We start from the raw sequence: 12,521 nt of genomic DNA on the forward strand, positions 1-12,521 counted from the left end.
GAGCCGACCCTGTCGGCGATGGATGCTTGCCACATCCTGGCCCGCTGCCGCGGGATCGCCGACAAAGTCGGCTCCCACCAGTCCTCAGACCTCGAGCGTCGCCAGGTCGCCCTTGTCTTCAAGCCATTGCTTGCGGTCGCCGGCGCGCTTCTTGGCCAGCAGCATGTCCATCAATTTGTTGGTGCCATCGTCGACTTCGATGGTGAGCTGGACGAGGCGACGCGTATCCGGATGGACGGTGGACTCGCGCAGCTGCGCGGGATTCATCTCGCCCAGGCCCTTGAAGCGCGTGACGCTGACGGCGCCCTTCATTTTCTCGCGCTCCACCTTCTCCAGCATCAAGCGTTTCTCTTCCTCGTCGAGGCAATAGAACACCTGCTTGCCCACGTCGACGCGGAACAGGGGCGGCATGGCCACGAACACGTGGCCCTCGCGCACCAACGAAGGGAAATGGCGCAGGAACAAGGCCGAGAGCAGCGTGGCGATATGCAGGCCATCGGAGTCCGCATCGGCGAGGATCACCACCTTGCCGTAGCGCAGGCCGGAGAGATCGTCCTTGCCGGGATCGCAACCGATCGCCACCGCCAGGTCGTGCACTTCCTGCGAGGCCAGCACCGCACCCGACTCGACTTCCCAGGTATTGAGGATCTTGCCTCGCAGCGGAAGGATCGCCTGGAAATCCTTGTCGCGGGCCTGCTTGGCCGAGCCGCCCGCCGAGTCGCCCTCGACGAGGAAGAGTTCGGTACGGGTGAGGTCGGTGGCCGCGCAGTCGGCGAGCTTGCCGGGCAGGGCGGGGCCCTGGGTGATCTTCTTGCGCACCACCTGCTTGGCCGCCTTGAGACGTGCGCTGGCCCGCTCGATGGCGAGCTGGGCGATCTTCTCGCCGGTTTCCACATGCTGGTTGAGCCACAGGCTGAAGGCGTCGTGCACCACGCCCTCGACGATGGCCGCGGCGCTGCGCGAGGAAAGGCGCTCCTTCGTCTGGCCGGCGAACTGCGCTTCCTGCAACTTCACGCTGAGGACGAAGGCCAGTCGCTCCCATACGTCTTCCGGCGCCAGCTTCACGCCACGCGGTAGCAGGTTGCGCAGGTCGCAGAATTCACGAATGGCGTTGGTGAGGCCCGAGCGCAGGCCGTTCACGTGCGTGCCGCCCTGTGCGGTGGGGATCAGGTTGACATAGCTTTCCTGGACCAGCTCGCCTTCCGGCAGCCAGGCCAGGGCGACGTCGAGCGCGTCGGTTTCGCGAGAGAAATGCTTCACGAACAACTCGGCGGGCAAGGCCTCGGCGCCCTGGAGTTCACCGCGCAGATAATCCGGCAAGCCGTCCTCGAAGTACCACTCCGTGGTCTCGCCGGACGCCTCGTCGAGCAGGCGCACGGTGAGCCCGGCGCAAAGCACGGCCTTGGCGCGGAGCAGGTGCTTCAGTTTCGAGACGAGGATGCGCGGTGTATCGAAATACTTCGGGTCGGGCCAGAAGCGCAGCGTGGTGCCGGTCTTCTTCTTCGGGACGCTGCCGATCACCTCGAGATCGCTCGCGCGATCGCCGTTGGCGAAGCTCATCCTGTATTCCTGGGCATCGCGGCGGATGGTGACGTCCACGCGCGTGGACAGCGCGTTGACCACCGAGACGCCCACGCCATGCAGGCCGCCCGAGAAGGCGTAGTTCTTGTTGGAGAACTTGCCGCCCGCATGCAGGCGCGTGAGGATCAGTTCGACACCCGGGACCTTCTCTTCCGGGTGGATGTCCACCGGCATGCCGCGGCCATCGTCGGTGACTTCGACCGACCCGTCGTTGAAGACGGTGACCTCGATGGTCTTCGCATGGCCCGCGAGCGCCTCATCGACGGAGTTGTCGATGACTTCCTGGGCGAGGTGATTCGGCCGCGAGGTGTCCGTGTACATGCCGGGGCGGCGCTTGACGGGGTCAAGACCGCTGAGGACTTCGATGTCTGAGGCGTTGTAGCGAGTATTCATGGTCTTCGCGGGTGTGACGTAGCCGGGCAGGATGGGGTCAGGTCCCCAGGATGGTCAAGCCTGAAGAGTGCCTGTGTCAGCCCGTGAGATTGGTGATCGGCATGTTCCCGGTACGGCGCATCCGATAGCTCCCACCAGAGATGAAAGCTCCCGGGTCGGGCCGGCACCGGGGGCTAGAGCGGTGCGCAGTGCCACTCCAGCCATTCGCGGTCGGCGCCGTCGAGCAGCGGGGACAGCGCGGCGCGGACGGTGGCGTGGTAATCGTCCAGCCACGCCCGTTCCGAAGGCTCCAGCAGGCGCGGCTCCAGGCCGCGGCGGTCGAAGGGGCAGAGCGTCAGTGTCTCGAAGGCCAGGAATTCACCGAATTCCGTCGAGTCGGCCTGGGTCACCACCGCGAGGTTCTCGTGGCGGATGCCATGGCGGCCCGGCTTGTACAGGCCGGGCTCGATCGAGGTGATCATCCCCGTTTCCAGTGGCACCAGCGCGCCGCCGGCCACGGGCGGGCGGATGCCGTGCGGACCTTCATGGACGTTGAGGAAATAGCCCACGCCATGGCCGGTGCCATGGCCGAAATCCATGCCGGCGGCCCAGAGTGGCGCCCGGGCGAGGGCGTCCAGCTGCGGTCCGCTCGCGCCCTTGGGGAAACGCGCGCGCGACAGTGCGATCATGCCCTTCAGCACGAGGGTCGAGTCGCGGCGCTGTTCGTCGGTGACCGGACCCAGCGCGAGCACTCGCGTGATGTCGGTGGTGCCTCCGAGGTATTGGCCGCCGGAATCGACCAGCAGCAGCCCCTTGGCGGCCAGGGGACTGAACGAGGCCTCGGTGGCGCGGTAATGCGGCAGGGCGCCGTTGGCCTGGTAGCCGGCGATGGTGGAGAAGCTCTCTCCCACGAAACCGGCCTGCGTTTCCCTCGCCGCGCGCACGATCGTGTCCACGTCCAGTTCCGTCAGCGCCTGGCCGGCGGCGAGCGCCACCTCGATGCGCCGGAACGCCCGGGCCAGCGCGGCGCCGTCGCGGCGCATCACGTCGCGGATATGGTCCAGTTCCTCGGCGGTCTTGCGCGCCTTCTGCGCGGTCGATGGATGCGGCGCGCGCACGTGCTTCACGCTGCCGGGCAGGCCTTCCATGACGGAAACGACGACGCGGCCGGCGTCGTACATCAGTGCCGCATCGTCCGGCAGTGCGGCGATCGCCGAGGCCACGGTGCCGTAGTCGGCCAAGGCGACGCCGTCGGCGGCCAGCGCGGCCTTCAATCCAGCCGGCACCTTGGCGGCGTCGATGAAAAGCGTGGCCCGCGCGTCCTCGACCAGCAGATGGGCCAGGAAGACCGGGTTGTATTCGACGTCGGCCCCGCGAAGGTTCATCAGCCAGGCGATGTCATCGAGGCTGGAAAGCAGGTGATGCGTGGCCCCGGCCCGGCGCATCGCCGTGCGCACGTGGCGCAGCTTGTCGGCTCGCTCGACCGTGGCGAACGGGGCCGCGTGGGCGTAGACGGGGGCCTCGGGCCGCGTCGGTCGATCGGTCCAGATGGCGGCGGGCAGGTCGAGGTCGGTGCGCAGGCGGGCACCGGTGGTTTCCAGGCGCCTGGAAAGGCTTTCGGCGCCGGCGACGGACACGCTGTCGCCGGCCACGGCGACGACGTCCCCGGCGCCGAGCTGCTCCACCAGCCAGGCCACGTGTTCCGGCGTGTGCGCCACGTTCAATTTCATCAGGGGGAGGCCGCTGCCGGCCAGTTCACCTTCCGCCTGGGCGAAGTAACGGGAATCGGTCCACAGTCCGCCGCCGCTGGCGGTGACCACCAGGGTGCCGGCCGATCCGGTGAAGCCGGACAGCCACTGGCGCGCCTGCCAGCGCGGCGGCAGGTATTCGGACAGGTGCGGGTCGGCCGTGGGAACGACGACGGCGGCGACGCCTTCGCGGGCCATGGCGGCGCGAAGAGCCTTGAGGCGGGCGGGAATCGGGGAGGCGTTCATCCGCACATGGTATCGGGAGAACCGGAGGCCTGCTTCCACCCGAGAACCGGTTTCCAGCGGAGAATGGCCTGGGCGGAGAGAGGGCGCTTCGGCTTTCCATTCAGGTACCACTCGCGAGCGGGGGCCCGCTTAGGTAAAATACAAATTTCCAGCACTGGCTGCTCGCATGACTCCCCTGATTTTCGTCACCGGCGGTGTGGTGTCTTCCCTTGGGAAAGGCATCGCAGCGGCGTCGCTTGCCTCGATCCTCGAGGCCCGCGGTCTTTCCGTGACCATGATGAAGCTCGATCCGTACATCAACGTGGATCCGGGCACCATGAGTCCTTTCCAGCACGGTGAGGTCTACGTCACCGACGATGGCGCGGAAACCGATCTCGACCTCGGCCACTACGAGCGCTTCGTCCGCACCCGGTTGACCGGCAAGAATTCGATCACCGCCGGCAAGATCTACGAATCGGTGATCCGCAAGGAGCGCCGCGGCGACTATCTCGGTGCCACCGTGCAGGTGATCCCGCACATCACCGACGAGATCAAGCATTCCATCCACGAGGCCACCCGTGGTTTCGACGTGGCCCTGGTCGAGATCGGCGGCACCGTCGGCGACATCGAATCGCTGCCCTTCCTCGAGGCGATCCGCCAGTTGCGCATCGAGCACGGGCCGGAGAAGTGCATGTTCGTGCACCTCACCCTGGTCCCGTATATCAAGGCCGCCGGCGAGATCAAGACCAAGCCCACCCAGCATTCGGTGAAGGAACTGCGCTCGATCGGTATCCAGCCCGACGTGCTGCTGTGCCGTTGCGAAGAGCCGCTGCCCGATGGCGAGCGGCACAAGATCGCGCTTTTCACCAACGTGCCGAAGAACGCCGTCATCAGCACGATCGACGTCGATGTCATCTACAAGCTGCCGATGTGGCTGCACGAGCAGGGCCTGGACGAACTCGTCATCAAGCGCCTCGGCCTCGACGCCGGCCCGGCCGACCTCTCCAGTTGGGAGCGCACGGTCGAGGCCGTCGAGCATCCGCGTGACGAGGTCACCGTGGCCATCGTCGGCAAATACGTCGAACACAAGGACGCCTACAAGTCCTTGGGCGAGGCGCTGCGCCACGGCGGCATCAACCAGTCGACGCGGGTGAACCTGCGCTGGGTCGATTCCGAAGACGTGGAGGCACGCGGTGCCCGCGCGGTGCTTGGCGATGCCGACGCCATCCTGGTGCCAGGTGGCTTCGGCAAACGTGGCTTCGAGGGCAAGATTCTCGCCGCCCAGTTCGCCCGCGAAACCGGCATCCCGTACTTCGGCATCTGCTACGGCATGCATGCCGCGGTGGTCGAATTCGCCCGCAACACGGCGGGGTTGCCCCAGGCCGATTCCAGCGAAAACGACCGCAACACGCCGGACCCCGTCATCGCCCTCATCACCGAGTGGACCACCGCCACCGGTGAAACCGAACAGCGCAGCGAGCGCTCCGACCTCGGCGGCACCATGCGCCTGGGTGCACAGGAATGCCGCCTGAAGGCAGGCACCCTGGCGCGCGAACTGTATGGCGAAGACGTGGTGCGCGAGCGTCATCGCCATCGCTACGAGTTCAACAACCGTTACCGGCAGTTGTTCGAGGACCTGGGCATGGTGATCTCGGGCAAGTCGATGGACGACCTGCTCGTGGAGATCGTCGAGTTGCCGCGCCAGGTCCACCCGTGGTTCCTGGGTTGCCAGGCCCATCCCGAATTCACCTCCACGCCGCGCGAGGGCCATCCGCTGTTCATCGGCTTCGTACGCGCGGCGCGCGAATACAAGGCCGTCCGCGACGGCGACAAGCTCGCCATCCGTTCCGAGGAGTCCGCCGCATGAAGCTTTGTGGTTTCGAGGCCGGTCTCGACCAGCCGCTGTTCCTGATCGCCGGTCCCTGCGTCATCGAGTCGATGCAGTTGCAGCTCGACGTCGCCGGCAAGCTGAAGGAAATCACCAGCCGCCTCGGCATCAACTTCATCTTCAAGTCGAGCTTCGACAAGGCCAACCGCTCGTCGGGTTCCAGCTTCCGCGGCCCGGGGCTGGAAGAGGGCCTGAAGGTGCTCGAGGCGGTGAAGCGGCAGATCGGCGTGCCTGTCATCACCGACGTGCACGAATACACGCCGATGAACGAGGTCGCCGCCGTCGTCGACGTGCTGCAGACCCCGGCCTTCCTTTGCCGCCAGACCGACTTCATCCAGAACGTCGCCCGCGCCGGCAAGCCGGTGAACATCAAGAAGGGCCAGTTCCTCGCGCCGTGGGACATGAAGAACGTGGTGCAGAAGGCCTTCGACGTGGGCAACCACGACATCCTCGTCTGCGAGCGTGGGGCGAGCTTCGGCTACAACAACCTGGTCTCCGACATGCGTTCGCTCGCGGTGATGCGTGAGACGAATTGCCCGGTGGTCTTCGACGCCACCCATTCGGTGCAGTTGCCGGGTGGCCAGGGCACCAGCTCCGGTGGCCAGCGCGAGTTCGTGCCGGTGCTGGCACGCGCGGCGGTCGCCGTCGGCGTGGCCGGCCTGTTCGCCGAGACCCATCCGGAACCGGCGAAGGCCCTGAGCGATGGCCCGAACGCCTGGCCGCTCGACCAGATGGAAGAGTTGCTCGAGACCCTGATGGAACTCGATGGCGCCGTGAAGCGCCGCGGATTCAAGAACCACGCTTGATCGTTCCTCCGGAACGGTATGATTGACGGAATCCGGCGCGCCATGCGCCGGCATTCCAACGGCGGAGCCGCAAAGGCCCCGGGGAGACAGGCTGGATGACTGAGGACAACGCGACCCACGACGCCGGCGAATCTCGCCAGCGTGCGGCACGCATGCCGCAGTCGGGTCACGGCATCGCCTCGTTCGTCATCGCCCTGGTATCCGGTATCGTCGTCCTGGCCAGCATCGTTTTCTCCGCGCTCATGGTCGCATCGGGCGATCCGGAGCAGCACCTGCCGATATTCGGCGTCATCGGCCTCGTCATCTGCGCCTTCCTCGTCCTTTCCCTCGTCGGGCTGGTGCTGGGCTTCATCGCCCTGCGCCGGCAGGACCGCCGCCGCACGTTCGGCGCGATCGGGCTCGGACTGAACGCACTCATCCTGATCGGTACCGCCGGCCTCGCGCTGGTCGGTACCTTCCTTAGTCATTCCAACTCGTAACGGGAACCGCATGACCACGTCCATCACGAAGATCCACGCCCGCGAAATCCTCGATTCCCGCGGCAATCCCACCCTCGAAGCCGAGGTCACCCTGGCCGACGGTTCCTTCGGCCGCGCCGCCGTGCCGAGCGGTGCCTCCACCGGCACGCGCGAAGCGGTCGAACTGCGCGATGGCGACAAGGGCCGTTACGGCGGCAAAGGCGTGAAGAACGCCGTGGCCAACGTCAACACCACGATCGCCTCCGCACTGAAGGGCTACGACGCCGCGGACCAGAAGGGACTCGACGGCAAGCTCATCGCGCTGGATGGGACCGAGAACAAGGGCAAGCTGGGCGCGAACGCCTTGCTCGGCGTCTCGATGGCCGCCGCGCACGCCGTGGCCGCATCGAAGAAGCAGGCTCTCTGGCAATACCTGATGGTGGACGGTGGCGGTTCGCTGCCGGTACCGATGATGAACATCATCAACGGTGGCGCGCATGCGGACAACAACGTCGACGTGCAGGAGTTCATGGTGCTGCCGGTGGGCGCGCCGAGTTTCGCCGAGGCGCTTCGCTACGGCGCCGAGATCTTCCATGCATTGAAGTCGGTGCTGAAGGGCCGCGGCCTCAACACCTCGGTGGGCGACGAAGGCGGTTTCGCGCCGAACCTCAAGTCCAACGTGGAAGCGCTGGACACGATCCTGGAGGCGGTGACCAAGGCTGGCTACAAGGTCGGCAGCGACATCCTGCTCGGCCTCGACGTGGCCAGCTCGGAATTCTTCAAGGATGGCAAGTACGACCTGGAAGGCGAGGGCAAGGTGTTCACTCCGGAACAGTGGGTGGACACGCTGGCGTCGTGGTCGAGGCAGTACCCGATCGTCACCATCGAGGACGGCATGGCCGAAGGCGACTGGACCGGCTGGGCGCACCTCACCAAGGCCATTGGCGAAGGTATCCAGCTGGTCGGCGACGACCTCTTCGTGACCAACCCGAAGATCTTCCAGGAAGGCATCGACAAGAAGATCGCCAACGCCATCCTGATCAAGGTCAACCAGATCGGCACGCTGTCCGAAACGCTGGAGGCCATCGCCATGGCCGATCGCGCGAAGTATGCCGCGATCGTCTCGCACCGCTCCGGTGAAACCGAGGACACCACGATCTCCGACATCGCGGTGGCCACCACCGCCACGCAGATCAAGACCGGCTCGCTCTGCCGTACCGACCGTGTGGCGAAGTACAACCAGCTGCTGCGGATCGAGGAAGCGCTCGGTGCCAAGGCGACGTACGCCGGTCGCAACGCCTTCCCAAGCCTGTCGAAGCTGCCCGGCTGAGTCGTGCCTTGAGTAACGCGGCAATCCTGCGCTGGATCGGTCTGATCCTCGTCATCGTCCTCATCGCGCTGCAGCTGAAGCTGTGGGTCGGCGGTGGGGGCATGGCTGAGGTCGATTCGCTGCGCGAGTCGGTCAAGAAGCAGACCGAGGAAAACGCCAGCTTGCAGAAGCGCAACCAGGCGCTCGCCGCGGACGTGGAAGACCTGAAACACGGTGAACAGGCCACCGAGGCGCGTGCGCGCCAGGAGCTGGGCCTGGTCAAGCCAGGTGAAACGTTCTACCAGGTGGTGGAGCCGGGGGCCGCGACCAGCGCGCCTCCACCTCCGCCGCCCATCGCCCCCGGCGGCCAGTGATGGACGCGCTCTGGTGCGTGGTGCCGGCCGCCGGAAAGGGTGTCCGGGCTGGCGGCGACCGGCCGAAGCAATACCAGTGGTTGGCCGGCCGGCCACTCATCGATCACACGCTGGAACGGCTGGCGGCCCATCCACGTATCGCCGGGTTGCTGGTGGCCATCGCGGCCGACGACGCGCATTTCGCGGCTACCGATACCATCGGCGGCAAGCCGTTGATCGTCACTATCGGCGGCAGCGAGCGCAGTGCTTCGGTGCTGGCCGGCTTGCACGCGCTGCCGCCCGGCGTGGCGGAAGACGAGTTCGTGCTGGTGCACGACGCCGCGCGGCCGTGCGTGCGCGCCGGTGACATCGAACGCCTGGTCGAACTGGCGGGAAAAGGGGAGGGCGGCCTGCTCGGGGCGCCCCTTCGCGATACCCTGAAACGTGCCGATGCAGGGTGTCACAGCATCGCCACCGAACCGCGCGATGGTCGCTGGCGTGCCTTCACGCCGCAGATGTTCCGCCGCGGTGCGCTGGCGCATGCACTTCGCCTTGCCGCCGAGGCGGGTATCGTGGTGAGCGACGAGGCGATGGCCATGGAGCGGATCGGTGTGTCGCCCCTGCTGGTGGAAGGATCGGAAGACAATATCAAGGTGACGACGCCGGCCGATTTCGCGCTGGCGGAGTTCCTTCTAGGGAGGACACGATAATGCGCATTGGCCAGGGATTCGACGTCCACGCATTCGGCGAAGGCGACCACGTGATGCTGGGTGGCGTGCGCGTGCCGCATGGGCAGGGCGTGCTCGCGCATTCCGACGGTGACGTGGTGCTGCATGCGCTTTGCGACGCCTTGCTCGGTGCCCTGGCGCTGGGCGATATCGGCAAGCACTTTCCGCCTTCGGACGATCGTTGGCGCGGTGCTGACAGCCGCAGCTTCGTCCGCGCCGTGGCGGCCATGTTGTCCGAGCGCGGCTACGTGCTCGGCAACGCGGACATGACGATCATCTGCGAGGCGCCCAAGGTGGGCCCGCACGCCCAGGGCATGCGCGAGATCATCGCCGCCGACCTCGGCGTGGACATCGATCGCATCAGCATCAAGGCGACCACCACCGAGACGCTTGGCTTCACCGGGCGCCGCGAGGGCATCGCCGCGCTGGCGACGGTGCTGGTGCTGCGCGCATGAGCGAGAACGAGCCGCGCGCCTCCACGCCTCGCCTGCACGACAGGCTGGAGACGATCGTCGACCTCCTGCGGCGCCGTGAAGGCCTGCTCGCGTTCGCGGGCGCCGCGCCGGACGGCGACGAGGCCGCGCTGGAAGCCGCCGATGCGGAACTCCAGGCGCGGCTCGACGACTTGCATCCGGCCGACCTGGCGGACGTGCTGGAATCGCTGCCGCTGGAAGACCGCCTCGCGATCTGGCAGCGCGTGCGTTCCGATCGCGATGGCGACATCCTGCTCGAGGTATCCGACTCGGTTCGCGAATCCCTGATCGCGGACATGGACGATAGCGAGATCCTCGCCGCCATCGAACCGCTGGACGCCGACGAACTCGCCGACCTCGTCGACGACCTGCCGACCGAGGTGCTGCCCGAGTTGATGGCCAGCCTCGACGCGCAGGAGCGCGAGCGCGTGCAGGCCGCCATGTCGTACGAGGACGACCAGGTCGGCGCGCTGATGGATTTCGACATGGTCACCATCCGCGAGGACATCAGCCTCGAGGTGGTGCTGCGTTACCTGCGCCGCTTCGATGAACTGCCGGCGCAGACCGACAAGCTTTTCGTGGTCAACTCGGACAACGTGCTCACCGGCGTGCTGCCGCTGCACTGGCTGCTGGTGAACTCGCCGGAGAAGATGGTCCACGAGATCATGGCGCCCGACGTGAACACGTTCCGCCCCGAGGACGACGCCTATGACGTGGCCCAGGCGTTCGAGCGCTACGATCTGGTCACCGCGCCCGTCGTCGATGCGCACCAGCGCCTGATCGGGCGTATCGCCGTCGACGCTATGCTCGATTTCATCCGCGAGGAGAGCGAAACCGAAGCCTTGTCGCGCGGCGGCCTGCGCGAGGAAGAAGATATCTTCGCCTCGGTGTGGAAGTCCGTGCGCAATCGCTGGGCATGGCTGGCCATCAATCTGGTCACCGCCTTCATCGCCTCGCGTGTCATCGGCCTGTTCGAACACTCGATCGAGAAGCTCGTGGCGCTGGCCGCGCTGATGCCCATCGTGGCGGGCATCGGCGGCAATTCCGGCAACCAGACCATCACCATGATCGTCCGCGCGATGGCGCTGGAACAGATCGGCGTTTCCCAGGCCCGGCGCCTGTGGCGCAAGGAGATGGCGGTCTCCCTGGTCAACGGCATCGTGTGGGGTGGCGCGATCGGCATCGTCGCGTGGCTACTCTACGGCAGCCTGTCGCTGGGCCTGGTGATGATGTCGGCGATGACCCTGAACCTGTTGCTCGCCGCCTTCATGGGCGTGGGCATTCCCATGCTGATGACGAAGCTCGGACGTGATCCCGCGCTGGGTTCGAGCGTACTCATCACCGCGATGACCGATAGCGGTGGTTTCTTCATCTTCCTCGGCCTCGCCACGCTGTTCCTGCTGTAAAGGCTTTCCATGAGCGACAACGAACTTCCTTTCGCCTTCGGCGCACCGCCGCTGCGTGCCCGTTTGCGCTCGACGCCCGATGATTTCTTCGTCGAGGAAATCCTCGGCTACGAGGCCGATGGCACCGGCGAACACGCCTTCCTCGTCGTGGAGAAGCGCGGTGCGAACACGGACTGGGTGGCGCGCGAACTGGCCAAGTTCGCCGGTACCGCGCCGATGAACGTGGGCTACGCGGGTATGAAGGATCGCCACGCGGTGACCCGTCAGGTGTTCACGGTGCAGCTGCCGGGCAAGGCCGATCCGGACTGGTCGGCGTTTCCGCATACCGACGTGACGGTCCGTTCGCTCGGTCGTCATTCGCGCAAGATCAAGCGTGGTGCGCTGCGTGGCAATCGCTTCGTCCTCGTGTTGCGCGAGGTCGAAGGCGATCGCGCCGCCGCGGAAGCGCGAATGGGCGAGATCGGCCGGCGCGGCGTGCCGAATTATTTCGGTGAGCAGCGCTTCGGTCTTGGCGGCAACAATGTCGCGCAGGCGCGGGTCATGTTCGGCGGCCGCCGTGTCGATCGCGACAAGCGGTCGATCCTGCTCTCGGCGGCGCGCTCGCATATCTTCAACGGCGTACTCGCGGAGCGCGTCGCGGCCGATCGATGGGATGCGCCGATGGATGGCGAGATCTGGTCGCTGGAAGGATCGCGCTCGTGGTTCGGGCCGGAACCGTTCGACGCGACGCTGGCGGAGCGGCTTGCGCGGTTCGATATCCACCCGTCCGGGCCTCTGTGGGGCCGTGGGGAAACGCCTGCCGCGGACGCGGCGGGCGAGTTGGAGCGAGCGGTGGCGGCGCGCGACGAGGACCTGGCCAAAGGTCTGGCCGACGCGCGCATGGACCAGGAGCGGCGCGCCTTGCGCCTGCAACCTCGCGAGTTCGCATGGCGTTGGCTCGACGATGGCGCGCTGGAGGTTTCGTTCGGGTTGCCTGCGGGGGCTTATGCCACCACGGTGATCCGCGAAATCGCGGCGACCCTGTAGCCATCGCCGACAGGGTCGGCTCCCACCAGGCAGCCATCGCCGCTGAAGCGGCTCCCACCACAGCGAAACTTGCCGTTATCAAGGACGAATGACCCTGATGGCAGGATGAGGAGACCCGGTGGCAGGATGAGGAGGCCTGGTGGGAGTA

The 12,521-nt window shown here is 66.5% G+C and carries 11 protein-coding genes; 9 read left to right on the plus strand and 2 right to left on the minus strand.

All coding sequences use genetic code 11. The features are described 5' to 3' along the window. Positions 1–84 precede the first annotated feature (84 nt). Both parE and ACN9M2_RS06870 read right to left on the minus strand, forming a co-directional pair. Complete coding sequence (gene parE / locus ACN9M2_RS06865) at positions 85–1,974, minus strand: DNA topoisomerase IV subunit B (RefSeq protein ID WP_426287368.1); 1,890 nt, start codon at positions 1,972–1,974, stop codon at positions 85–87. 173 nt (positions 1,975–2,147) lie between these two features. Beyond that, the gene (locus ACN9M2_RS06870; RefSeq protein WP_426287369.1) at positions 2,148–3,947 is read right to left on the minus strand and encodes an aminopeptidase P family protein; all 1,800 of its coding nucleotides are present in this window, start codon (positions 3,945–3,947) and stop codon (positions 2,148–2,150) included. A gap of 166 nt (positions 3,948–4,113) precedes the next feature. On the opposite strand from ACN9M2_RS06870, the gene ACN9M2_RS06875 reads away from it, so the two are divergent. The 9 genes from ACN9M2_RS06875 (at position 4,114) to truD (ending at position 12,373) form a co-directional block, all read left to right on the plus strand. Next, complete coding sequence (locus ACN9M2_RS06875; RefSeq protein WP_426287370.1) at positions 4,114–5,793, plus strand: CTP synthase; 1,680 nt, start codon at positions 4,114–4,116, stop codon at positions 5,791–5,793. Next, a complete protein-coding gene (gene kdsA, locus ACN9M2_RS06880) occupies positions 5,790–6,620 on the plus strand; it encodes a 3-deoxy-8-phosphooctulonate synthase (RefSeq protein WP_426287371.1) in 831 nt (276 codons plus the stop codon). The genes ACN9M2_RS06875 and kdsA overlap by 4 nt, the downstream gene beginning before the upstream one ends. Before the next feature lie 95 nt (positions 6,621–6,715). Next, a complete protein-coding gene (locus ACN9M2_RS06885; RefSeq protein WP_426287372.1) occupies positions 6,716–7,099 on the plus strand; it encodes a hypothetical protein in 384 nt (127 codons plus the stop codon). 10 nt (positions 7,100–7,109) lie between these two features. Next, positions 7,110–8,408 carry a phosphopyruvate hydratase gene (gene eno / locus ACN9M2_RS06890; RefSeq protein WP_426287373.1) on the plus strand — a complete coding sequence of 433 codons (1,299 nt, stop codon included), beginning with the start codon at positions 7,110–7,112 and terminating at the stop codon, positions 8,406–8,408. A gap of 23 nt (positions 8,409–8,431) precedes the next feature. Further along, the gene (gene ftsB / locus ACN9M2_RS06895; RefSeq protein WP_371024707.1) at positions 8,432–8,761 is read left to right on the plus strand and encodes a cell division protein FtsB; all 330 of its coding nucleotides are present in this window, start codon (positions 8,432–8,434) and stop codon (positions 8,759–8,761) included. Beyond that, the gene (gene ispD / locus ACN9M2_RS06900; protein WP_426287374.1) at positions 8,761–9,450 is read left to right on the plus strand and encodes a 2-C-methyl-D-erythritol 4-phosphate cytidylyltransferase; all 690 of its coding nucleotides are present in this window, start codon (positions 8,761–8,763) and stop codon (positions 9,448–9,450) included. The genes ftsB and ispD overlap by 1 nt, the downstream gene beginning before the upstream one ends. Then, on the plus strand, positions 9,450–9,923 hold the full coding sequence (gene ispF, locus ACN9M2_RS06905; protein WP_426287375.1) for a 2-C-methyl-D-erythritol 2,4-cyclodiphosphate synthase: 474 nt from the start codon (positions 9,450–9,452) through the stop codon (positions 9,921–9,923). Before ispD ends, ispF begins: the two co-directional genes overlap by 1 nt. Continuing rightward, positions 9,920–11,347, plus strand: coding sequence for a magnesium transporter (gene mgtE / locus ACN9M2_RS06910; protein ID WP_426287376.1), 1,428 nt, complete (start codon positions 9,920–9,922; stop codon positions 11,345–11,347). The genes ispF and mgtE overlap by 4 nt, the downstream gene beginning before the upstream one ends. A 9-nt stretch (positions 11,348–11,356) precedes the next feature. After that, positions 11,357–12,373: a tRNA pseudouridine(13) synthase TruD gene (gene truD / locus ACN9M2_RS06915; RefSeq protein ID WP_426287377.1), complete on the plus strand. Its 1,017-nt coding sequence runs from the start codon at positions 11,357–11,359 to the stop codon at positions 12,371–12,373. The last annotated feature ends 148 nt before the right edge of the window (positions 12,374–12,521 follow it).

It is taken from the genome of Luteibacter sp. E-22 (assembly GCF_049913125.1).
Lineage (GTDB): Bacteria > Pseudomonadota > Gammaproteobacteria > Xanthomonadales > Rhodanobacteraceae > Luteibacter.

Excerpts from the sequence above, each read along its gene's own strand:
- parE (WP_426287368.1), bottom strand. The coding sequence starts at position 1,974 with ATGAATACTCGCTACAACGCCTCAGACATCGAAGTCCTCAGCGGTCTT.
- ACN9M2_RS06870 (WP_426287369.1), bottom strand. The coding sequence starts at position 3,947 with ATGAACGCCTCCCCGATTCCCGCCCGCCTCAAGGCTCTTCGCGCCGCC.
- ACN9M2_RS06875 (WP_426287370.1), top strand. The coding sequence starts at position 4,114 with ATGACTCCCCTGATTTTCGTCACCGGCGGTGTGGTGTCTTCCCTTGGG.
- kdsA (WP_426287371.1), top strand. The coding sequence starts at position 5,790 with ATGAAGCTTTGTGGTTTCGAGGCCGGTCTCGACCAGCCGCTGTTCCTG.
- ACN9M2_RS06885 (WP_426287372.1), top strand. The coding sequence starts at position 6,716 with ATGACTGAGGACAACGCGACCCACGACGCCGGCGAATCTCGCCAGCGT.
- eno (WP_426287373.1), top strand. The coding sequence starts at position 7,110 with ATGACCACGTCCATCACGAAGATCCACGCCCGCGAAATCCTCGATTCC.
- ispD (WP_426287374.1), top strand. The coding sequence starts at position 8,761 with ATGGACGCGCTCTGGTGCGTGGTGCCGGCCGCCGGAAAGGGTGTCCGG.
- ispF (WP_426287375.1), top strand. The coding sequence starts at position 9,450 with ATGCGCATTGGCCAGGGATTCGACGTCCACGCATTCGGCGAAGGCGAC.
- mgtE (WP_426287376.1), top strand. The coding sequence starts at position 9,920 with ATGAGCGAGAACGAGCCGCGCGCCTCCACGCCTCGCCTGCACGACAGG.
- truD (WP_426287377.1), top strand. The coding sequence starts at position 11,357 with ATGAGCGACAACGAACTTCCTTTCGCCTTCGGCGCACCGCCGCTGCGT.